The organism is Tenacibaculum sp. M341 (assembly GCF_004337695.1).
Classification (GTDB): Bacteria; Bacteroidota; Bacteroidia; order Flavobacteriales; family Flavobacteriaceae; genus Polaribacter.
The window spans coordinates 75,931-97,279 of record NZ_SJXJ01000010.1; the positions used below are offsets into that span (position 1 = coordinate 75,931).

23 protein-coding genes are annotated in these 21,349 nt (G+C 29.9%); 9 read left to right on the top strand and 14 right to left on the bottom strand.

All coding sequences use genetic code 11. The features are described from left to right. Positions 1-74 precede the first annotated feature (74 nt). The 10 genes from EYW44_RS12920 to EYW44_RS12965 form a co-directional block, all read right to left on the bottom strand. A complete protein-coding gene (locus tag EYW44_RS12920) occupies positions 75-287 on the bottom strand; it encodes a hypothetical protein (RefSeq protein WP_132724081.1) in 213 nt (70 codons plus the stop codon). Beyond that, on the bottom strand, positions 277-984 hold the full coding sequence (locus EYW44_RS12925; protein ID WP_132724082.1) for a hypothetical protein: 708 nt from the start codon (positions 982-984) through the stop codon (positions 277-279). Before EYW44_RS12925 ends, EYW44_RS12920 begins: the two co-directional genes overlap by 11 nt. Continuing rightward, entirely contained in the window at positions 981-1,463 is a 483-nt protein-coding gene (locus EYW44_RS12930; protein WP_132724083.1) for a hypothetical protein, read from the bottom strand. Before EYW44_RS12930 ends, EYW44_RS12925 begins: the two co-directional genes overlap by 4 nt. 12 nt (positions 1,464-1,475) lie before the next feature. Beyond that, positions 1,476-1,835 (bottom strand): Imm51 family immunity protein, encoded by a 360-nt coding sequence (locus tag EYW44_RS12935; RefSeq protein WP_132724084.1) that lies wholly within the window; start codon positions 1,833-1,835, stop codon positions 1,476-1,478. A gap of 20 nt (positions 1,836-1,855) precedes the next feature. Next, positions 1,856-2,611 (bottom strand): hypothetical protein, encoded by a 756-nt coding sequence (locus tag EYW44_RS12940; RefSeq protein ID WP_132724085.1) that lies wholly within the window; start codon positions 2,609-2,611, stop codon positions 1,856-1,858. 23 nt (positions 2,612-2,634) lie between these two features. After that, a complete protein-coding gene (locus EYW44_RS12945) occupies positions 2,635-3,273 on the bottom strand; it encodes a hypothetical protein (RefSeq protein ID WP_132724086.1) in 639 nt (212 codons plus the stop codon). Positions 3,274-3,297: 24 nt separating this feature from the next. Beyond that, positions 3,298-3,759 carry a RidA family protein gene (locus EYW44_RS12950; RefSeq protein ID WP_132724087.1) on the bottom strand — a complete coding sequence of 154 codons (462 nt, stop codon included), beginning with the start codon at positions 3,757-3,759 and terminating at the stop codon, positions 3,298-3,300. A 109-nt stretch (positions 3,760-3,868) separates the two neighbouring features. Further along, positions 3,869-4,324, bottom strand: coding sequence for a hypothetical protein (locus EYW44_RS12955; protein WP_132724088.1), 456 nt, complete (start codon positions 4,322-4,324; stop codon positions 3,869-3,871). Then, on the bottom strand, positions 4,311-4,832 hold the full coding sequence (locus tag EYW44_RS12960) for a hypothetical protein (protein WP_132724089.1): 522 nt from the start codon (positions 4,830-4,832) through the stop codon (positions 4,311-4,313). Before EYW44_RS12960 ends, EYW44_RS12955 begins: the two co-directional genes overlap by 14 nt. A gap of 5 nt (positions 4,833-4,837) precedes the next feature. After that, positions 4,838-5,434 (bottom strand): Crp/Fnr family transcriptional regulator, encoded by a 597-nt coding sequence (locus EYW44_RS12965; RefSeq protein WP_132724090.1) that lies wholly within the window; start codon positions 5,432-5,434, stop codon positions 4,838-4,840. Positions 5,435-5,604: 170 nt separating this feature from the next. Here EYW44_RS12965 and hmpA point away from each other — a divergent pair, with 170 nt between their 5' ends. Next, the gene (gene hmpA, locus EYW44_RS12970; protein WP_132724091.1) at positions 5,605-6,801 is read left to right on the top strand and encodes an NO-inducible flavohemoprotein; all 1,197 of its coding nucleotides are present in this window, start codon (positions 5,605-5,607) and stop codon (positions 6,799-6,801) included. A 572-nt stretch (positions 6,802-7,373) separates the two neighbouring features. Here hmpA and EYW44_RS12975 read toward each other — a convergent pair. The 4 genes from EYW44_RS12975 to EYW44_RS12990 form a co-directional block, all read right to left on the bottom strand. Further along, the gene (locus EYW44_RS12975; RefSeq protein ID WP_132724092.1) at positions 7,374-7,979 is read right to left on the bottom strand and encodes a hypothetical protein; all 606 of its coding nucleotides are present in this window, start codon (positions 7,977-7,979) and stop codon (positions 7,374-7,376) included. 81 nt (positions 7,980-8,060) lie between these two features. After that, on the bottom strand, positions 8,061-9,143 hold the full coding sequence (locus EYW44_RS12980) for a C1 family peptidase (RefSeq protein WP_132724093.1): 1,083 nt from the start codon (positions 9,141-9,143) through the stop codon (positions 8,061-8,063). A 121-nt stretch (positions 9,144-9,264) separates the two neighbouring features. Next, positions 9,265-9,720: a hypothetical protein gene (locus EYW44_RS12985; RefSeq protein WP_132724094.1), complete on the bottom strand. Its 456-nt coding sequence runs from the start codon at positions 9,718-9,720 to the stop codon at positions 9,265-9,267. Between the two features lie 20 nt (positions 9,721-9,740). After that, positions 9,741-10,196: a hypothetical protein gene (locus EYW44_RS12990; protein WP_132724095.1), complete on the bottom strand. Its 456-nt coding sequence runs from the start codon at positions 10,194-10,196 to the stop codon at positions 9,741-9,743. A 641-nt stretch (positions 10,197-10,837) separates the two neighbouring features. On the opposite strand from EYW44_RS12990, the gene EYW44_RS12995 reads away from it, so the two are divergent. The 8 genes from EYW44_RS12995 (at position 10,838) to EYW44_RS13030 (ending at position 21,284) form a co-directional block, all read left to right on the top strand. After that, positions 10,838-11,725 (top strand): branched-chain amino acid transaminase, encoded by an 888-nt coding sequence (locus EYW44_RS12995; RefSeq protein WP_132724096.1) that lies wholly within the window; start codon positions 10,838-10,840, stop codon positions 11,723-11,725. A 3-nt stretch (positions 11,726-11,728) separates the two neighbouring features. Beyond that, positions 11,729-13,405 carry a dihydroxy-acid dehydratase gene (gene ilvD, locus EYW44_RS13000; RefSeq protein WP_132724097.1) on the top strand — a complete coding sequence of 559 codons (1,677 nt, stop codon included), beginning with the start codon at positions 11,729-11,731 and terminating at the stop codon, positions 13,403-13,405. 12 nt (positions 13,406-13,417) lie between these two features. Beyond that, complete coding sequence (gene ilvB / locus EYW44_RS13005) at positions 13,418-15,151, top strand: biosynthetic-type acetolactate synthase large subunit (RefSeq protein WP_132724098.1); 1,734 nt, start codon at positions 13,418-13,420, stop codon at positions 15,149-15,151. Positions 15,152-15,153: 2 nt separating this feature from the next. Next, entirely contained in the window at positions 15,154-15,681 is a 528-nt protein-coding gene (ilvN, locus tag EYW44_RS13010) for an acetolactate synthase small subunit (protein ID WP_132724099.1), read from the top strand. Between the two features lie 151 nt (positions 15,682-15,832). Next, positions 15,833-16,666, top strand: a complete 834-nt coding sequence (locus EYW44_RS13015; protein WP_132724100.1) for a class I SAM-dependent methyltransferase — start codon at positions 15,833-15,835, stop codon at positions 16,664-16,666. Positions 16,667-16,693: 27 nt separating this feature from the next. Further along, entirely contained in the window at positions 16,694-18,199 is a 1,506-nt protein-coding gene (gene ilvC / locus EYW44_RS13020; protein ID WP_132724101.1) for a ketol-acid reductoisomerase, read from the top strand. A 3-nt stretch (positions 18,200-18,202) separates the two neighbouring features. Further along, positions 18,203-19,477 (top strand): threonine ammonia-lyase IlvA, encoded by a 1,275-nt coding sequence (gene ilvA, locus EYW44_RS13025; RefSeq protein ID WP_132724102.1) that lies wholly within the window; start codon positions 18,203-18,205, stop codon positions 19,475-19,477. Between the two features lie 136 nt (positions 19,478-19,613). Beyond that, positions 19,614-21,284, top strand: a complete 1,671-nt coding sequence (locus EYW44_RS13030) for an endonuclease/exonuclease/phosphatase family protein (RefSeq protein WP_132724103.1) — start codon at positions 19,614-19,616, stop codon at positions 21,282-21,284. Positions 21,285-21,349: the final 65 nt, after the last annotated feature.

Genomic DNA, 21,349 nt, shown 5'->3' on the forward strand with positions numbered 1-21,349 from the left:
GTTAAAGTTATAAGATACCAAATAGCTTGGTTAAGTAGGAGGGAGCTGTTCAGGTAAAATGTATTAAAAGGATATTATAAATATTCTTTCGATTCAATAAGCTGAATGATCTTTTCATCAAGATTCGGCAATTCACCGTCTGCTATTAAATCTCTTACATATTCTGTATCTTCCAATACAGGGAATATTCTTTCCAGAATTTTTAATTTATCAGATTCCGTAAGAAAAAAGTATTGCCTTTCAACAATTTGATCTTTCGCTTTATCTCGCTCTATTTTAATTTTCATTTAGTATTTCTTCAGAACTAATTTTTACAATAACTTTTTTGTAATCGATCAGAGTGGAGTCTTTATCTAAAATTTCTTGTTCCTCATCTGTTAATGCATCATATTCTTTTCCATCAGATTTACGAATTTCAATTTCTTTGTCTAGTGTAAATACATCATTGTTATCCCAACCTTCAATGTCACCCACATCTTCAATTCGCATAAGTTCTTTGTAAGGGAGTTCGTCAGGGTTCGAAAAATCAAAAAATACAATGTCATACGGACAAGCCCAATAACAACCTTCAACAGCAATAATGTTTCCTTTATTGGAAGCTATTGCATTCAGCCAACAAAATCCATAACCATCAAATCCAGCTTCAGGAAAATAATTTTTAGTAGTTCCTTTAGTTACATTTACAATTGTTTGTCCTTGATAGTCTTCTCCACACAACAGATATTCATTACCATTAGCGTGTTGAACCCACGAATACCAAAAATGAGAATAGTTTCGTTTAATATCGGCTATAACTTTATTGTTTTTACTGTCTTTAATAATTCCACGAGTGTATTGCCAAGTATTTTCTCCTGTATGGTAAGAGGAAATAGTTAAGTAATAGTTTCCAGAAGGAGCATAAATTTTATCAGATTCTTTTGTTTTTTTCTCAAGTTTAAAAAAACTTGCTATTTCTTTTCTCCAGTTTTTATATTTTTCATTCATTTTTTTCCTATAACTGTCATTGTCCATTTATTTTGATGGTTACTTAGTTCATCGTCCAAGCAATCAAACATAAAATAAACACCGTTAGATAATTTAATCTCTACACATCCAACTTCAAATGTAGTTTTTGAAAAGTCTATATTTAAGTTGTTAAGCTCTTGTATTGTATCTAGCAAATTTGGGCTTGCTTTTCCGTTTGGTAAAATCCACCAATTTATAATTGAAATGCTTTCACCACCATAAATATTGGTAATATAGTCAGTGAAAATTCCACTTAAATGATTACTATCATCAAAATGTAGCTCAATATTACCATACCTCCAAATAGCAGAAGAAGCTATCGTTTGTTTATGCAGCCAATCTTCAGGAGGAAATCCTTGATTAATTATTTCTTCTTTAGATTCACCTAATTTAAGAAAACCAAATTTTCCAGTTTTTACGAATTCTAGAATATCTAATTCCACTTTAATTTTTTGCATTCAAATATTGATTTAATCCCATTCTATTTCATTTCCTTCATTTTTCACTATTTCATAAAGTGTATCTTCATTCTCAATTAAATTTTCAATAATTGTTACAAAATTTTCGGCTCTTTGTTCATTTTCAGAAGTTAAATCATAGTAAGCCACATACATTCCTGCTTCTGGATCAGTATTCATGTTGATTGTAATTTCTGAATAATTTTTAGCTAAATAATAATTGAAAAAAGCTTCCCAATTATATCCATTCATGTAAGCTTCTTCATTATACTGCTTCATTTTTTCGCCTATTTTAAAAGGCTTGTCTTTTTCTATGTAGAAACAAACAGATAATGACGTTTCGTGTTTTCTAATTGATACATAATCTTTCATAATTTTTGTTTTTATTTTGTTTAAATAGCATCGATAATTACAATCCTACTATCTTTTTGTAATTGTATTTTTTTTCTCATTTCTAAAGATTGATAAAGAAATTGAGGTGCCGTATAAATAGTGTTTTTTTCTACTTTGTAATTTTCATTTTCTTCTTTTATACAATGAGATAACCAATGTAATTCTTTACTAATAGCGTTCTGCATTGTTTGATTACCCTTGTATTGTTCTGTTATTTTTTCAATGGTGTTTACTTCCAGTGAAGTTAGTTTAATATCATTATCATCAAGTTTGTTTGTTATAATTTTATGCATTAATAAAATCATATAATCATTGAATAACAAAAAGTCGGATGATTGCAAATTGTATCCATTTTCGTAACTATTAGTAAAAGGAAAAAAATCTTCAAAGTTTCCGAATTGAAACATATAACTATAACAAGCAGTTGATGTATGAATTTTATAAAGAGGTATTATTCCAAGTTTAATTAATGTTTCGTCGGTGTTAGAAACCTCATTGTTGTTTAAGAGGTCTTGATTTTCATTTAAATAAAGGATAATTTTATCTAAACTATCAGGACTAATAAGGTTTATATTTTCTTTAACTGTAGAAATAGTTTCTTCAAAAGTGGTGTTGTAGGATTCACCAAACGCTTCTTTTCGTTGTTGTATAAATTCATTAAAAGTTTTAGCAGGTTTTTGAGAAGTTAAGACACTATATAAATAGTTAGAAGATTTGTGTTTATCAAACATATAAATTTCAGTACTCCTTCCCATAATTAAATTTTTCCATATCAATTTTATCTTAAATAATTGTAAACACCTCCAGCTTTTTCAATTGAATCAATTAAGTCAAAAAAAATAAAAACTTCTGAAAGACGTTTTCCATTGTAACCTTTTCTTTTTAATAGTTCAATTATTTTACTTTTGAAGATGTTTTTAGAATTATTTTTTAGTTCATTATTTAAATTATTCTGATTTTCAAAAAAGAAAAAGAATTGATTAAAAAAAGGAATCATTTTCACAATTGAATTGTTGTTTATTGTCTCTAAAACATCAAAATAAGAAATGTTTTTTAGTGCTTCATGAAAGAAAATTTCATCAAATTCATAATATTCTATTCTAAGATCCTTGTTTGTAATATTTGCGGTAAGATTAGAGTTGTATTTATTACAAATAGATAAAAACTGTTCTTTTATATCATTTCTATCTAAGAAGTAAACAGGAAGTGTTGTTTCTTGAATTGAATTATCAATTAGTAATCTTAAAGAAGGAGCTAGTGATTTAAAAACAGGTTCAAAATATACGTCTGCATTTAAAAGAGTGGCAGCATATTCTTTTTTAAGGAATTTATAAAGTTCTTTAAATTCTATTTGTAATTCAGCTGTACCATCTTTAATTTTCTTAGCTTTTAGATATGTAGCATCTGTACTTAGCATGATTCTTTTATAACTTCGTAAAAACTATTTCGTTTTAATGGTAAATGAAGTAGTAATACCAACACTAAAATTTCTAGGTAGTTTTTCTACACCAAAAATAGCGCGAGAATGTTGTCCTTTTTCTCCAAGTACTCTCACAAACAAATCGGAAGCACCATTAACTACGTTAGGAGATTCATCCCAGTTATTTCCCGATTGAAAATAAGCATCTATGTGATTAAGTCCGATCGTATGATCAAATCCAACTTTTTGATCAATTTGAGCCAATACATTTAAAGCACATAATTCCATGGCTTTATATCCTTGTTCTGTAGAAATTTCATCGCCTAAGCGACCTTGATATAAAAAGTTTTCATTTAGTATGGGGAATTGAATAGCAACATAAGCGATATTTTCTCTAATATTTACAGAAACATAATTTCCTCCAGGAGTAGAAATATTTGGTAAATCTAAACCTAGTTTGGCTAAATTTTCTTTCGGATTCATAATAATTTTTAGTTAGTAAGTTTGTTTATAAAGATACTTAAAAAGTATATAAAAATGATGTAGAAAAAGTTAATTTTCTTGGTCTTTCATATACTGACGAGTCCAAACTCTAGTTCAGTTTTTCTGTATTTTTAATAGTATATTTTTGAATTCTAATTAATGTTTTTACACCATGAATCATAATCATAGAAGCTTTTCCTGTTTCAATAAAATATTTAAAAGTATTTCCTTCAGGTAGTTCAACCATTCCAAAGGTTATCAATTCATTTTCATATCCTTTAAAGTTGCCAAAACTTTTGTTTTTTGCGTTTGTTAAATTAGCTATTTGTTCAATTCCTTTTTCACAAGTAAGTAATCTTTGAGTAGTTACAATACTATAATTATCACTGCTAATTATTGTTGAGCAAATGATTAATTCGTCTTTTAAAAAATTGATTAAACCTTTGTAATAGAAGTCTGAATTTGATTCGTAGAACTGAGTCCATTTAAAATCGTAAGGTTTCATGGTGCTTCTTTTAATAGCAGCAATGGTAACATTATGAATTGATTTATCAGATTTCTTCATTTTTAAAAATTATTTTATGAGCTGTTTCTCGTTTGAATTTCATTTGCGCTTTTTCAAATACAAGGCAAAACTTTTCAATATCTTCTGAGTTGGGAGATTCAATAGTTTCATGAATAAAGTCATCAGAAGAAATAGTAATACTATACATATCAATATTCAATGAAGTCATGATGATTTCAAATTCATCATCGTTGATGTGTTTTCGTTGTTTTATGTTTTCAATAACCTCATTTAAATCTGGTTTTACATCCTCAAATAGAATATTGTCTTGTATCAGTTTACGATCAAAATATTCTTCATGGAATTCGAAGGCTCCGAGTAATTTTTTCTCATTCGTCTTTTTGTTGAAGTAAAAAGGACCTACACCTATAAGAGCGTAATTATCATTACCATTTGTATCATGAAATTTTTTGCTAACATAAAAAGCAAATAATTCATTTTCATCTTCTATTATTTGATTAACAACATAATCAGCGCCTAAATGTTGTTGTATTTCTTCTTTTGTCACAGTTTTTAATAGTATATTTTTTTATTGATAATTTTAATTTTTTGCTGTTTTTCCATTTTTTTGATGGTTCTAATAGTAGCTTCAATACTTAAACCTAACATGCCAGCAATATTTTTTCGAGTAAATTCTATTTTTAAACCCTCAGGAGAATTATCACTATGAACATCGTTTTTAAGATACTCAAAAAATGTTAAAATAGCTTCTTCTGCTGAATTTGATGAAATACCATTGGCCATTGTAGCCTTAAAATAAATTCTATTCGCCATTAACTTAGTAAACTGAAAATGGACATGACTATTGTTAAGCAATAGTTCTTCAAATTTATCTTTAGGTAACCGATATACTTTTAGTGAATTGATAGCAACCGCATTTGCAGGATATTTAGTGTCGATTAATAATGGAGGCTCTCCAAAACTTTTGTTTTTACCAAAAATACCCTGAACAAATTCATTTCCTTTATCATTAAAACTATTCATTTTTACACCACCTTCAATTATTTGAAAATAGTATTTAGGATAGTTTCCTTTTTTAAAAATAATATCTCCTTTTTCGTAATGTAATATTTCTACATCATATTTTTCTAAAACGCTTTTTTCTATCATATGATTTGAATCATAAAGTTTAAGGATGCCATGAAACTACTTTTACACCATAAGAGAAACATAGTAACATTTATAAACTAATACATTGATTGTAAAAATACATTTATTAGTGTTTTTGATTGTTAATAGTTTCAAATTTTTCTAAACCCAAAAAGAAATAATAGTTTATTATGGCAAGTAAAAAAACAATAGAAATAGTAAAAGCGACCGCACCTGTTTTAAAATTACATGGAGAGGCAATTACCAAAGTTTTTTATCAGTTATTGTTTGAAAAGCATCCAGAATTAAAAGATGTTTTTAATATGGTAAATCAGCAAAAAGGTACACAACAAAAAGCTTTAGCCAATGCTGTATTTAAATATGCAGTTTACATAGAAAAGTTAGAGATGATGAAGGGAGAATTAGAAAACATAGCCCAGAAACATGTAAGTTTATCTATACCCAAAGAAGCGTATCCTATAGTTGGTGAAAATTTATTGTTGGCAATTAAAAAAGTTCTAGGAGATGCTGCGACCCCTGAAATAATGGAAGCATGGGAAGAAGCTTACAATGATTTAGCGGTTTTATTAACTGACAGAGAAGAAGAGTTATATGAAACCAAAGAAAAGAGTAGTGGAGGTTTTAGAGGAATGGAAGATTTTGTGGTAGCTAAAAAAGTAAAGGAAAATAGTAATATAACGTCTTTTTATTTGAAGAGAAAAGATGGTACACCCGTGCCACATTTTATTCCTGGGCAATATGTTGCTGTTATGGTTGATATTCCTGAATCTGAACATAAACACACTAGAAATTATAGTTTATCTGATACAAACACGAAAGATTATTTAAGATTAAGTATTAAAAAGGAAATAGGAAATCCGAACGGAATTGTTTCTAATTATATGCACGCTAAAATGAATGTAAATTCCATTTTAAAAGTAGGAATGCCTTCAGGAAACTTTGTATTGAAAAATACAGAAAAACCAATTGTTTTAATTAGTGGAGGTATTGGTATTACACCTTTGCTTAGTATGTTAAAAGGATTACCAAAGAAACCTACGAACATCACTTTTATTCAATGTGTTTTAAATAGTGAACATCAAGTTTTTGATATTGAGTTAAATAATCAATTTAATGATGCATCGCAATTTGTAAAAGTGTTTAGTGCTCCTTTGGTTACGGATGTAATTGGTGAAAATTATGATTACAAAGGTTTTTTTAATTCACAAATACTAAAAGATTTACAGATTTCTAACAATAGTGATTTTTATTTCTGTGGACCAACTCCGTTTATGTCGTGTGTTTTAAAAGAGTTAGAAGAATTCAATGTTAAAAATGAAAATATCAATTATGAGTTTTTTGGACCAGCTGAAGAATTAATGAATTGAGTTTACAAAAAGATGTATTAAAGTAAGGTAACACCAAAACAACGATTTGATTTTTTAAATCGTTGTTTTGGTATATGAAATTTTAGTATTTGGGAACAACATATTTTTGATAATAGTCTTTATGTTTTTTTACAATTTTTCTGATTTGAAAGATGTTTTTAGTCAATCCAAAAGCAGGAATTTGTATTGATTTATCATCTTTAGTTTTAAATTCAAAAAAATATTCCATACCATATGGAGAACGAGATTCTGCACTTACAGTTTCACTTTTAATATGTTTCCATTCAATAAAACCTGATTGACGTGTGCTGATACCATCAATAGATATTACTATTATTTTTTTTAAGGTTTTCTAATTTTTTTAATTGCTTGGTAAAAATGATATATAAATACTAAAGTAATAATTGTTAAGTATATGTATATAAGCGAACTCTCTTCTTTATTAGATAAAAAACACATAAGTATGTATATAAGAGTAAATAAAATATCATTCTAAGGATTTTCCAGATCTTAGATTCATAAATTATAATACTATGATCAATCTTTTCTTGCATTTGATAAAATATTCAATTTTAATAATGAAAAGATCTCCTATGTAAAATATAGTTGAAATAATGTTCAAAATATTCATTAGTAACAGGAGCATCAAAACTTAAAATAGGATCGTTTTTTCTATAAGTATATAGTTTTATGTCTTGACGATATTGTTCATTATGACCTTGCTGAATAATTAATCTTGTATTTTTTAGAATAGTTAAATAATAACTTAAGTTTCTTGAATAGTAATTCTGTATCAAGAAGTTTAGATTAAACCAATCTATATTTCTATTGGAAATAAAGCTAATATTAAAATCATATATACTTTCTACATTTAATTCCAGAATATCATAATATACTTTTCTTTGATCGTGAGAAATTAGATCAATTTTTTTGATGATGTTTGGTTTTAATTCTTTTGAAATTCCAGACCTTTTCCAATCATTAAATGGCATTAGCTTATTGTAATCTTCATAAGCATAATTACCACAAATTACTTTATCGTTTTTATTTAAATTTATTTTTGGAAGTGTATCACCTTCATCATGAATAACTAAAATCGTTTCAAACTGATCAAATATTTGTTCAGGTATTCTCAGCTTTTTCAAATAGAAGTTTTCAGTATCTCTTATTATTTCCATTAGCTTTTAAGTATTTTTATACAAAACTACTCATAATTTTGTTAGAAATAATGTGTCGTTTCTATTTAAAAACGCACTCAATTATAAATTTGATTTTTTTCTAATATCCACAGGAATAGCATCTTTATGCACTAATACAGAAATAGTTTTTAATAAAAGAGCTTTTTTAGACATGTACATGTAACCTCCTTGTTTGTTATTTCCTTCTGAATTTTTTAAAACATAATATTTGTTTCCTTTTGAGTCTTTCGCAGTACCAATAATATGCATATTATGATCGTCAGTAGTAGTTTCATTTTCAAAGGTAATTTGTCTTAATTTTTGAGTAATTTCTTGTTTTTCTTCATCAGTAGTAAGAGTTGCTATTCCTGCTTCAAAATTAAAATTAGGTTCAGAAGCATCACCATCCCAAGCCAAACTAAAATTAGAAGCTAAAGCAGCATCAATTATTTTTTCAAAATCTTGAATCGGAACGTTTAAATATTTGTTAGAATTCCAGTTGGCAGGAATATCTAGCACAATTTTTTTGTAGAAATTATGATGAGAGTAACTAGTAATCTCTACATAATCATTTGGATTGATACCTACAAATTCTCTAGCAAATGAAGTAGGAGAGTAGAGTTTACCTTTGTAAGAGAAAGCATTTGGTGCAGCTCCTATATATGCATCTAAAACAGCTTTTACAGATTTTTTCCAACTGTAAGGTTTTATATAGCCATATCCAGAAGTTCCAACAGAGGTAACCATTGCTTTTAATAAATTATCCATTTCAACATGATCGTGTTGCCAAGCTTTTTCTATAATTCCGTTGTAAACTTCTTCTGGCACCGCTCCAAATTGTTTGTACCCATTTAAAACACTAAAAGTTAAGTCGCCAGCATCAAACCAACTTTTCCCTTTTTTCTCAATAAATTTCTCTGCTTTTCCCATGTAAGCAGGTGTTACATAAAATATAGGCGATAAAGAAACTGTTTCTTTTCCTAATCGAATAGCTTCAGTTTCAATAAAAGAAGTGGTAGCAAAACTCCAACAAGTACCAGATGATTGTTGGTCTTTTAAAGGAGATGTTTTTACTAATTGAATAATTTTAAACTCTTTTTTCTCTTGAGAAAATGACTGAAAGCTTAATAATAGAAAAATGATAATGAAGTAAAATAGTCTCATGTTTTTGTTTTAGAGACTCGTAAATTATTTACTTGTTACAGTATTATTCTGCTTAGTATTCATCTCATACATTTTCCTTTCACAAAACTTGATTAATCACCCTCAGCTAATTCAGCTTTTATTAATGATTAGAATTCAATTCATTTAAAAAAGATCTAGGACCATTACTTTCAAAGTTCCATTCAGAGATGGGATCGGGAGATTTTTTATACCAATTATTTAGCTGATCATTATCAACAGACCATTGATAATTATAAGTTCCCATCATTTCAAATTCGGCATGAATAATTACATCGAACCAAAATAATTTTTTTAAAATACTTTCAAATTTTTCAATCCATAAATGCCATTCATATTCAAGAGATTTATAACTAGCTCCAAAAGTTATGACTTGATTTCTAAAAGTACCTTGATCATCAGGAATTGAAAACATACTTTTGTTTATGTACGGAAAATCAGTGTCGTTTTCAGGTAAACTATTGATTACAGATAAATTTAATTGATGCAATTTATAGAAATCTTCAGTTTTCCAAGTAGCTCCGTTAATACGTCCGTATATGATAGCATGATGTGCCATTTTTTATGATTGTTATACTTTTATTCTTGAAGTTTTTCAATTAATTCAGAAATCATGTTTTTTATATTCTCAGCAACACTTTTGTCTTTAACATTTAAAAAAAGAAAACACTTAGAGTAATTACCTCTCAAAGTTTTGCTATAGATAGCTTTTCCTTTGGTTTTAAACTCTATTTTAGATGTAAAAGTTTTATTAGGACGTTTAGAGGATTTCAATTTAATTTTTTTTAGTTGAATTTTATCAATCGTTAAAACTCTCTTATCAGTATTTTTAAGTTTGTATTCTTTCCCAATATTTTCAAAAATCAGCTGATCATTTTTTATACTCAATTGCGTATAGAGTTTATCATTTAAACCATTTTCTTTCATCAATGTGTTTATTACTGAAATGTCTTTGTCCAAAGAATTAGATTGAGCGAAAGAAATAGAAAAACCAATGAAAAAGAAGGTAAATGTGATAATTTGTTTGATGTTCATAAAGTAAGATTTAGGGTTTTAGCATGCAATTTTATGTTTATTTCATTGTAAATTTAATTAAAAATATCAGACTTTAAATTAGTAGAATACTAACTAAATCAAAAAATGAAAATCATCAATATAATCATGAAATTGTTCATTTTTATCTGTAGGTTCAGTTTTTTTATTAAAAATAATTAGGATAACTCAAAAATAATTAACAATATTTGCAACAGTACATGAGAACACAAATTTTAAATATCATTTCAATTATTGTCATTGTGATTATTTCACAAGGATAAGGAAGTGGTTTTATAAATTCAAAAATATATAAGAAGGCTTCCTAAATTTTAGGAAGCCTTTTTTAGTAGCAAAAATTTAAAAGATGAATAACATCATAAACATTATTATCGTAATTATTATTGTCATTATTAGCTCACCACCGAGTTGATACACATGGTAATTACCTTAAATAAAGCCTGTATCAACAAATTGATACAGGCTTTTTTATTTTAATGAATATGGTAAAATAAAAACATTTAAAATGTTGATTTTCAAAAAGTTATAAAAATGTTTAATCTCCTGAAAATCATTATAAAAGCATTTAGTAAAAAGAATAAAAAAACAATAAAATTAATTTAGAATCATAAAAAGTAATTAGCATGTATTTCAACGATCAAAGTATAGTTTTTTACAACGGAAAATTTATCAAAGCAAAAGATGCCACAGCAAATGTGTATAGTCAAAGTTTACATTATGGAAACGGAGTTTTTGAAGGTATAAGAGCTTACAATACCGAAAATGGAGCTAAAATATTTAAATCTTTTGAGCATTACAAAAGATTAAAGCACGGAGCAGAGGTCATGAATATTCAGTTTAACTATACTGAAGATGAGTTGACAGAAATTACGTATGAGTTATTAAAACGTAATGAATTAAAAGATGCTTACATCCGTCCGTTGATTACTACAGGAGCTAATATGAGTTTGTTAACTTCTACAGAAACAAACTTAATGATTCAATGTTGGGAGTGGGGAAAATACATGGGAGATAAGCTATTACGTGTAAAAACATCAAAGTTTCAACGCCCAAACCCAAACTCTTGTTTTGTTGAAACTAAAGTTACTGGTCATTATGTCAATTCTATTTTATCAACAAACGAAGCAAAAGCAGCGGGTTACGATGAAGCATTATTGTTAGATATGAATGGGAATGTAGCAGAATGTTCTGGTGCTAATGTTTTTATGGAAAAAGATGGGAAACTTTACACGCCACCAAGAGGACATATTATGGCTGGAATTACAAGAGCTACGGTTTTAGAGCTGTGTAAAGAAGAAGGAATTTCTGTAGAAGAAAAGCATTTCACTTTAGAAGAATTAAAACAAGCAGATTCTTGCTTTTTTACAGGGACAGCAGCAGAAGTGGTGGGATTACAATCACTAGACGAGTATCATTTTCCTCTTGAATGGGAAAACTCTCAAGGATATAAATTAATGAAATTATACAAAGACGAAGTTTTAGACGTAAGAAAAAAAGCGAAAGCAGTATAAAACATGGAATTAAATAAATTTAGTAAACGAGTAACACAAGATGAAACGCAACCGGCAGCACAAGCAATGTTGCATGCTCTTGGATTATCTAGAGAAGATTTAAAAAAGCCATTTATAGGAATAGCAAGTACTGGGTACGAAGGAAACCCATGTAATATGCATTTAAATGATTTGGCTAAACTAGTTAAAAAAGGAACTCAAAATGTAGATTTAGTCGGGTTGATTTTTAATACTATTGGTGTTTCTGATGGAATTTCTATGGGAACTCCAGGTATGCGTTACTCATTGCCTTCTAGAGATGTAATTGCAGATTCTATGGAAACTGTAGTACAAGCAATGTCGTACGACGGTTTGGTAACTGTGGTAGGTTGCGATAAGAATATGCCAGGAGCTTTAATGGCTATGTTACGATTAAATCGTCCTTCAGTATTAGTGTACGGAGGAACTATCGCTTCTGGGTGTCATGAAGGTCAAAAATTAGATATTGTTTCTGCTTTTGAAGCTTGGGGAGGTAAAGTAGCCGGAACCGTAACACAAGAGCACTATCAAAATGTAATAGAAAAAGCAATTCCAGGTGCAGGTGCTTGTGGAGGAATGTATACCGCTAATACTATGGCTTCTGCAATAGAAGCTCTAGGAATGAGTTTACCATACAATTCTTCAAATCCTGCTATAAGTAATAATAAAGAAGAAGAATCGGTAAAAGCAGGAGAAGCTTTACGTGTTTTATTGGAAAAAGATATCAAACCATCTGATATTGTAACAAGAAAATCATTAGAAAATGCAATTCGCTTAGTTACAATTATGGGAGGTTCTACCAATGCAGTGTTACACTTTTTAGCTATTGCAAAAGCTGCCAATGTAGATTTTACATTAAAAGATTTTCAAATGATTTCTGATGAAACTCCATTCTTAGCAGATTTGAAACCAAGTGGTAAGTATTTAATGGAAGATGTGCATAGAGTAGGAGGTACACCAGCAGTTTTAAAATATTTATTAGAGAAAAAATTATTACACGGTGATTGTTTAACAGTTACGGGTAAAACATTAGCCGAAAATCTAGCCGATGTTCCGAGTTTAACATCAGGACAAGAAGTTATAAAATCAATAAATAATCCTATCAAAGAAACAGGACACCTAAGAATGTTATATGGAAACTTAGCAAAAGATGGTTCTGTAGCAAAAATAACAGGAAAAGAAGGATTGTTTTTTAAAGGAAAAGCCAAAGTTTTTGAAGGTGAGTTTGAAGTAAATGATGGTATAAGAGATGGTAAAGTACAAAAAGGAGATGTTGTGGTAATTCGTTACGAAGGACCAAAAGGAGGACCAGGAATGCCAGAAATGTTAAAGCCTACAGCTGCTATTATGGGAGCAGGTTTAGGGCAAGATGTGGCGTTAATTACAGATGGTCGTTTCTCAGGAGGAACTCACGGATTTGTTGTAGGACATATTACTCCAGAAGCACAAGAAGGAGGAGCAATTGCGTTGGTGAAAGATGGAGATATAATTTCTATTAACGCACAAACAAACACTATAAATTTAGAAGTGTCTGAGGAAGAATTAAAACGAAGAAAGGAAGAATGGGTGGCACCACCTTTAAAAGTACAAAGAGGTGTGTTATATAAATATGCAAGAACGGTAGCATCTGCTTCTAACGGATGTGTAACAGATGAATTTTAAAAAACGCGTCAGATGAAAACTAAAATAAAAGAACAACAAGAGAAAAAAACAAAAGTAAGTATAACAATGACTGGAGCGGAAGCTGTAATACATTGTTTATTAGCAGAAGGAGTTGATTTGTTATACGGATATCCGGGTGGAGCAATTATGCCAGTGTATGATGAATTGTATAAATATCAAGATAAATTACATCATGTATTAACTCGTCACGAGCAAGGTGCAACACATGCTGCACAAGGGTATGCGAGAGCTACAGGAAAAGTAGGAGTAGCAATGGCTACTTCTGGACCAGGAGCTACAAATTTAATTACAGGTATTGCGGATGCTCAAATAGATTCTACACCAATGGTTTGTATTACAGGTCAGGTTGCAGAACATTTATTAGGAACAGATGCTTTTCAAGAAACCGATATTGTAGGTATTTCTACACCAGTAACAAAGTGGAATTATCAAATAACGAAAGCTTCTGAAATTCCAGAGGTATTTGCCAAAGCATTTTATATAGCTCGTTTTGGTAGACCAGGACCTGTATTAATTGATATTACTAAGAATGCGCAGTTTGAGGCTTTTGAGTTTTCATACAAAGAATGTACATCTGTTCGTAGTTATAAACCTGTACCAACGCTGAATTTTGATAAAGTTAAAGAGGCTGCAAGTTTGATTAATCAAGCTAAAAAACCAATGGTTGTTTTTGGTCAGGGAGTTATTTTAGGAGAAGCAGAAAATGAATTTAAAGCATTTATAGAAAAAGCAGGTTTACCTTCTGCTTGGACTATTTTAGGATTGTCCGCATTACCAACCTCTCACGAGTTAAATGTAGGAATGGTAGGTATGCATGGTAATTACGGCCCTAATGTATTAACCAATCAGTGTGATGTTTTAATTGCAGTAGGGATGCGTTTTGATGATAGAGTTACAGGGAGTTTAAATACTTATGCAAAGCAAGCAAAAGTTATTCATTTTGAAATTGATCCAGCAGAAATAGATAAAAATGTACAAACAGATGTAGCTGTTTTAGGAAACGCTAAAGAAAGTTTGCAAGCTATTTTACCATACATTCAAGAAAATAATCATCAAGAATGGTTACAAGAATTTAGAGATCATGATAAAGTAGAGTTTGATAAAGTTATTAAAGATGCTTTATATCCTGAAAAAGATGGAATTACTATGGGAGAAGTAATGAAAGAAATTAATTACGCTTCAAAAGGTGATGCAATTATTGTTTCAGATGTAGGACAGCATCAAATGTTTGCTTGTCGTTATGCCGAGTTCAATCAAACTAAAAGTAACATAACTTCAGGAGGTTTAGGTACTATGGGATTTGCATTACCAGCAGCTATAGGAGCTAAAATGGGAACACCAGAACGTGAGGTGGTTGCTGTAATTGGAGATGGAGGTTATCAAATGACTATTCAAGAGTTAGGAACCATTTTACAAACAAAAGCAGCAGTAAAAATTGTGGTATTGAATAATGAATACTTAGGAATGGTTCGCCAATGGCAGCAGTTATTTTTTGATAAAAGATATGCATCTACAGAAATGGTAAATCCTGACTTTATAACCATTGCTAAAGGATATCACATAAAAGCAAATAGAGTAACAAATAGAGAAGATTTGGCAGTATCTGTTAAAGAAATGATGGAGTCAGATGAAGCATATTTCTTAGAAGTATGTGTAGAGAAAGAAGATAATGTATTTCCAATGATACCAACAGGATCATCAGTTTCAGATATAAGATTAGAGTAGTTATGAAGGCAAAACAAACATATACAATATCAATATATACAGAAAATAATGTAGGATTGTTAAATAGAATTTCTGCAATATTTCAAAGAAGACATTTAAACATTGAAAGTGTTAACGTATCTAAGTCAGAAATTAAAAGTGTATCAAGATTTACGCTTTTAGTAAAGTTAACTGAAGATGATGTAAAAAAGATTATTGGACAAATAGAAAAACAGGTTGAAGTAATAAAGGCTTTCTTCCATTTAGAAGAAGAAACTGTGTATCAAGAGTCTTGCTTGTTTAAATTAAGTTCTGATTTATTAATTGAAAATGATGAAATTCAAATGATCATTAATCAAAGTAAATCGAGAGTTATCAATATAAATAAAGACTTTTTTGTATTAGAAAAGTCAGGTTCAAAAGAAGAAGTAGAAGAATTGTATCACATTTTAGATAAACACGGAATTATGCAATTTGTTCGTTCAGGTCGTATTGCGGTGACAAAAGAAGAAATGCCAGTATCAGAATTATTAGAATCAATTAAACAATAGTGATTATTAGTACATAGTAGTGAGAATTTAGAAGTACAATATTCAATTTCAGACTACTAATAACTTAAATAAAATATTTTATAAAGAAATTAAAATAACATCATGAAAAATTATTTCAATCAACTGTCAAAAATGTTAGCGCAGCTGTAGTATGAAAAACACTATTAACATACATGATACTGCTTTTATGACTTCTATGTTTAGAGCAATGAATGAGCCATTAAGTAATGATTCTTTCTCTAAACTATGGAGCAATGCCAACACAAAAATGTGGGTAGATGCTTATTTAAAAGAAGTTTCTGAAGAGGAAGTAAAAACGCATTGTGTACGTAATAGATTTTTTCTAGAAAAAATTAAAGAATTATCAAAGAATAATAAAATAGATCTTGTTATAAACTTTGGAGCAGGTTTTAGTATGTATCCTTTTTTATTGAATGAATCCTTAGCGCATATTGAGATAGATACATCAGAAATAATAGCACTAAAAAAGCAAAAGATTTCTGACTGGATGGAGAAAGGAATATTGCCTAAAAGGAATATACATTTTATAAAAGCTAATTTTAGTAAAAATTATGAGAAAAAGTTATTCGGTAAATTGGAAGTATTAATAAAAGGGAAATCCTTATTTGTTTTAATTGAAGGCGTACTATTCTTTTTGAACAAGAATGAATCGGAAAAAATATTCAGTTTTTTCGATAAAATTCAGTGTAAAGGAGATTATATAGGCTCGGTTTCTTTCAATCATTCTATAAGAAATACAAGAGCATTCAAAAGATTGATACACTTTTTTAATAAAAAAATAGTAGCAACTTCGGCAGAAAACTATTTAACATTAAACAATAGTTTTTATACCGAAAAATCATCATACAAAATACAAGAGCATAGAGATTACTTTATGTATTCGGAAGAATTAAATAATAAAATAGATTTAAAAGTAACAGATATTTTAAATGAAAACTATTATCTGTTACAAAAAACACAATAAAAAGCAAGGCTTAAAACAAATACGGTTATGGCAACAAATTATTTCAATCAACTGTCTTTAAGAGAACAGTTAGCACAATTAGCAAAGTGTAGATTTATGAAAACTAGTGAGTTTTCAGAAGGAATTGCAGCATTAGAAGGTAAAAAAGTAGTTATTGTTGGTTGTGGAGCTCAAGGTTTAAATCAAGGTTTAAACATGCGTGATTCTGGGTTAGATATTTCGTACGCATTACGTGAAGGAGCTATTAAAGAAAAACGTCAATCGTATAAAAATGCCACTGAACATAATTTTGAGGTGGGTACTTATGAAGAATTGATTCCTTCCGCAGATTTAGTATGTAATTTAACTCCAGATAAACAACATACTAATGTGGTAAATGCCGTAATGCCTTTAATGAAAGAAGGTGCAACGTTATCTTACTCTCACGGATTTAATATTGTAGAAGAAGGAATGCAAGTGCGTAAAGATTTAACTGTAATTATGGTAGCGCCTAAATGTCCTGGGAGTGAAGTAAGAGAAGAATATAAAAGAGGTTTTGGAGTACCAACATTAATAGCAGTGCATCCAGAAAATGATCCTCAATCTAAAGGTTTAGCAGAAGCTAAAGCATATGCATTTGCAACAGGAGGACACAAAGCAGGTGTTTTAGAATCGTCTTTTGTAGCTGAAGTTAAATCAGATTTAATGGGAGAGCAAACTATTTTATGTGGTGTTTTACAAACTGCTTCTATATTATCTTTTGATAAAATGGTAGCAGAAGGAATCGCTCCTGATTATGCGTGTAAATTGGTTCAATATGGATGGGAAACTATCACAGAAGCTTTAAAGCATGGAGGAATTACAAACATGATGGATCGTTTATCAAATTCAGCAAAAATAAAAGCATATCATTTATCAGAAGAGTTAAAAGATTTGTTACAGCCTTTGTTTAACAAGCATATGGACGATATCATGTCAGGTCATTTTTCTAAAACAATGATGGAAGACTGGGCTAAAGATGACGTAAATTTATTAACCTGGAGAGCAGCTACAGGAGAAACCAATTTTGAGAAAGCTACGGAGACTTCTTCAGAAATCACAGAACAAGAATATTTTGATAAAGGTGTTTTAATGGTGGCTTTTGTAAAAGCAGGAGTAGAGTTGGCTTTTGAAACAATGGTAGCTTCTGGTATTATTGAAGAGTCAGCATATTACGAGTCGTTACACGAATTACCTTTAATAGCAAATACAGTAGCTAGAAAGAAACTATTTGAAATGAATAGAATTATTTCTGATACAGCTGAATACGGATGTTATTTATTTGATCATGCAGCAAAACCATTGTTAACTGATTTTATGAAGTCTGTAAAAACAGACATTATTGGTGAGTCATTTAAAAGTGATACATCAGTAGATAATTTAGAATTAATAAAGGTGAATAAAGCTATAAGAAATCATCCAATAGAAAGTGTTGGAGAAGCTTTAAGAGAGGCAATGGTTTCAATGAAATCATTGAAAGAAGAAGTCAAGGAAGCAGCACCTGTTTTAGCATAATACATGAAGTCGAAATCAACAATAGAAAATACATATTTTCCAAAAATATCAGCAATAAAAAAGGCTGCCGAGGTTCTTAAAAACATAACCTCGGTAACGCCTTTACAAGAGAATTTTAATTTATCTTCTAAGTTTCAGGCAAAAATTCACTTAAAAAGAGAAGATTTACAACAAGTTCGATCATATAAAATTAGAGGAGCTTATAATAAAATAGATTCGTTAACTAAAGAAGAATTGGTAAACGGAATTGTTTGTGCGAGTGCAGGAAATCATGCACAAGGTGTAGCATTGGCGTGCCGCAAAAAACAAATTCACGGAACTATTTTTATGCCTGCTCCAACACCAAAACAGAAAATTGAACAAGTAAAAATGTTTGGTGGTAATTTTGTTGATATCCAGTTGATTGGAGATACATTTGATGATGCATTTAATGCCGCTAAAAAAGAAGAATTAAAAAGCGAAAAAACGTTTGTACATCCGTTTGATGATGAAAAAATAATTGAAGGTCAGGCTACAGTAGGTTTAGAGATTATTGAACAGTCTACTGATCAGTTAGACTATGTTTTTGTGCCTGTGGGTGGTGGTGGATTAGCTTCTGGCTTGTCGAGTGTTTTTAAACAACTATCACCCCGCACAAAGATTATAGGAGTTGAACCAGTGGGAGCTCCTTCAATGAAAAAAGCAATAGCTCATAATACTAATATTAAGTTAGATCACATAGATAAGTTTATTGATGGTGCCGCTGTGCAACAAGTAGGCAGTTTAACCTATAAAATATGTGCAGAGAACTTAGATGAAATGACCACCGTATCTGAAGGAAAAGTTTGTCAGACAATTTTAGATATGTATAATAAAGAAGCAATAGTGGTAGAGCCTGCAGGGGCTTTAACAATTAGTGTTTTAGATGCTTATAAGGAAGAAATAAAAGGAAAAAACGTAGTTTGTGTAGTAAGTGGTAGTAACAATGATATTACCAGAACCGCAGAAATTAAAGAGCGTGCGTTATTACATGGTGGTTTAAAACATTATTTTATTGTACGTTTTCCGCAACGATCGGGTGCTTTAAAAGAGTTTGTAATGGATGTATTAGGAAAAAATGATGACATCACTTTTTTTGAATATTCTAAAAAGACCAATAGAGAAAACGGACCAGCGGTTGTTGGAATAGAGTTGGAAAAAAAGCAAGATTTAATACCGTTAATTACTAGAATGAAAGAGAGGAATTTCTTTGGAGAGTATTTAAATGATAAGCCTAATTTATTTGAATTTTTAGTTTAATTTCTTTTTAAAAAAATGTTATGATTAATTAATAGTAGCTTAATTTTTACTTATTGATTTCTAAATTTTGAAAAAATATGTTTGGTGATCCAAATAACAGACTATCTGTTATATAACCAACCAAATATTTTTCAAAATGAAAAAAAACTACCTATTAAGTATAGTCATTGTACTATCTCTATTTAATTTTCTAAATGCTCAAAACTCATTAAAAGTAATGAGTTTTAATAAGTTGTATACAACTAGTAATAGTTCTGTATTAAATGTTATTAGAGCTTCAGGGGCTGATGTAATTGGATTACAAGAATCTTATGGAGCTTCTAGAAGTGTTGCTAATTCACTAGGCTTTTATCATTATGCTATGAGTAGTAGTGCCGCTGTAATTTCAAGATATCCTATTACAGATACGAATTCGTCAGGTGTAGAAATTACATTGCCTGATGGTTTAGAAGTTTACGTGTTTAATGTGCATTTAACTTCATATCCTTATGAACCTTATCAAATTAGAGATAGAAATATAAGAACAGAATCGCAAGCAATTAATTCAGCTAATAGAACAAGAGGTGCTGAAGTTACAAGATTGATTAATAATATTCAGAATTGGGCTCCTTCAAATGCACCTGTTTTTGTATTGGGTGATTTTAATGAACCAAGTCATTTAGATTGGACATCGCGTGCTGCTAATGTTAGATTGCATGCTATAAAAGTTGCTTGGCCAGCAAGTACAAGAGTTACTAATATTGGAATGAAAGATTCTTGGAGAGCTGTATACCCAAATGAAATAACTAATCCAGGAGATACATGGACTCCTGTTAGATCTTCAAATGAAGTTTATGATAGAATTGATTTTGTGTATCATAGAGGAAATAATGTAAATGTTACGAATGCGGTTAGGTTTGGTCCTAGAAATGATGAAGCAGAATTTACATTAAACGGATTTACAAGTGATCATAGAGCAGTTATGGCAACTTACAATTTACCTGAAGGAAACTCAGGAGGAGGTGATAATGGAGGAGTAGATTATGGAAGTAATTTATTAAAGCAATCAAGTGCAGAGGAAAGTAATTTAAATAACTGGATTCAGGTTGCTGGAAATAGCAAACGAGTAAGAGGAGGACAAGGAGGGTATCCTTCTGCTAAAGAAGGAAACTATCTTTTTTACTTAGGAAATACAAGTACTGGAGAAATGTATCAAGATGTTGACGTAACAAATTACTCAGCTACGATTGATGCTGGTACTCAATCTTTTTTATTGAATGGATTTATCAGATCGTATTCAGGAAGAGATGAAGGAAGAATTAAAGTTGAATTTAGAAATAGTAATAATGTGGTTCTTGCAACTTTTGATTCAGGTTGGAAAAGCAATCAAAATACTTGGGAGGCAATTAAAGATGAAAGATTAGCTCCTGTTGGAACAAGAAAAGTAAGAGTGTCTTTATTAAGTCAAAGAAATAGCGGAAGATCTAATGATGGATACATAGATGCTTTGAGTCTTTCAACTAAAACGAATACTGTTTCTAACAGATCTGTGAATCGCATAAATACATCAGATGATACGTCAAACACAAAGTTAATAACCAAAGCTTGGCCTAATCCTGCGAAAGATTATATTCATATTAATTTTAGAGAACGTTTTACAGGAAAGTTAACGATTGTAAATATGTTAGGAGCTATTGAAAAGACAGAAGAAATACATAATAGTACTAATACTGAGGTTTCAATTTTAGGAATTTCTAATGGTATTTATATGTTGGAGCTTGTATCAGAAGAAGGTGTTAAATACCGTCAAAAGATGATTGTTGAATAAACGAAGAATTTGTTGTTTCTAAATGGTTTATTTTTAATTTGTTATCTTGATGGAGTTAACCATAA

What these genes read in the sequence shown, in the direction of transcription:
- EYW44_RS12920 (WP_132724081.1), bottom strand. Translation starts at nt 287, where the DNA reads ATGAAAATTAAAATAGAGCGAGATAAAGCGAAAGATCAAATTGTTGAA.
- EYW44_RS12935 (WP_132724084.1), bottom strand. Translation starts at nt 1,835, where the DNA reads ATGAAAGATTATGTATCAATTAGAAAACACGAAACGTCATTATCTGTT.
- EYW44_RS12965 (WP_132724090.1), bottom strand. Translation starts at nt 5,434, where the DNA reads ATGATAGAAAAAAGCGTTTTAGAAAAATATGATGTAGAAATATTACAT.
- EYW44_RS12955 (WP_132724088.1), bottom strand. Translation starts at nt 4,324, where the DNA reads ATGAAGAAATCTGATAAATCAATTCATAATGTTACCATTGCTGCTATT.
- EYW44_RS13030 (WP_132724103.1), top strand. Translation starts at nt 19,614, where the DNA reads ATGAAAAAAAACTACCTATTAAGTATAGTCATTGTACTATCTCTATTT.
- ilvC (WP_132724101.1), top strand. Translation starts at nt 16,694, where the DNA reads ATGGCAACAAATTATTTCAATCAACTGTCTTTAAGAGAACAGTTAGCA.
- EYW44_RS12950 (WP_132724087.1), bottom strand. Translation starts at nt 3,759, where the DNA reads ATGAATCCGAAAGAAAATTTAGCCAAACTAGGTTTAGATTTACCAAAT.
- ilvN (WP_132724099.1), top strand. Translation starts at nt 15,154, where the DNA reads ATGAAGGCAAAACAAACATATACAATATCAATATATACAGAAAATAAT.
- EYW44_RS12990 (WP_132724095.1), bottom strand. Translation starts at nt 10,196, where the DNA reads ATGAACATCAAACAAATTATCACATTTACCTTCTTTTTCATTGGTTTT.
- ilvB (WP_132724098.1), top strand. Translation starts at nt 13,418, where the DNA reads ATGAAAACTAAAATAAAAGAACAACAAGAGAAAAAAACAAAAGTAAGT.
- EYW44_RS12925 (WP_132724082.1), bottom strand. Translation starts at nt 984, where the DNA reads ATGAATGAAAAATATAAAAACTGGAGAAAAGAAATAGCAAGTTTTTTT.
- EYW44_RS13015 (WP_132724100.1), top strand. Translation starts at nt 15,833, where the DNA reads ATGAAAAACACTATTAACATACATGATACTGCTTTTATGACTTCTATG.
- EYW44_RS12985 (WP_132724094.1), bottom strand. Translation starts at nt 9,720, where the DNA reads ATGGCACATCATGCTATCATATACGGACGTATTAACGGAGCTACTTGG.
- EYW44_RS12980 (WP_132724093.1), bottom strand. Translation starts at nt 9,143, where the DNA reads ATGAGACTATTTTACTTCATTATCATTTTTCTATTATTAAGCTTTCAG.
- EYW44_RS12930 (WP_132724083.1), bottom strand. Translation starts at nt 1,463, where the DNA reads ATGCAAAAAATTAAAGTGGAATTAGATATTCTAGAATTCGTAAAAACT.
- ilvD (WP_132724097.1), top strand. Translation starts at nt 11,729, where the DNA reads ATGGAATTAAATAAATTTAGTAAACGAGTAACACAAGATGAAACGCAA.
- EYW44_RS12940 (WP_132724085.1), bottom strand. Translation starts at nt 2,611, where the DNA reads ATGGGAAGGAGTACTGAAATTTATATGTTTGATAAACACAAATCTTCT.
- ilvA (WP_132724102.1), top strand. Translation starts at nt 18,203, where the DNA reads ATGAAGTCGAAATCAACAATAGAAAATACATATTTTCCAAAAATATCA.
- EYW44_RS12945 (WP_132724086.1), bottom strand. Translation starts at nt 3,273, where the DNA reads ATGCTAAGTACAGATGCTACATATCTAAAAGCTAAGAAAATTAAAGAT.
- hmpA (WP_132724091.1), top strand. Translation starts at nt 5,605, where the DNA reads ATGGCAAGTAAAAAAACAATAGAAATAGTAAAAGCGACCGCACCTGTT.
- EYW44_RS12975 (WP_132724092.1), bottom strand. Translation starts at nt 7,979, where the DNA reads ATGGAAATAATAAGAGATACTGAAAACTTCTATTTGAAAAAGCTGAGA.
- EYW44_RS12995 (WP_132724096.1), top strand. Translation starts at nt 10,838, where the DNA reads ATGTATTTCAACGATCAAAGTATAGTTTTTTACAACGGAAAATTTATC.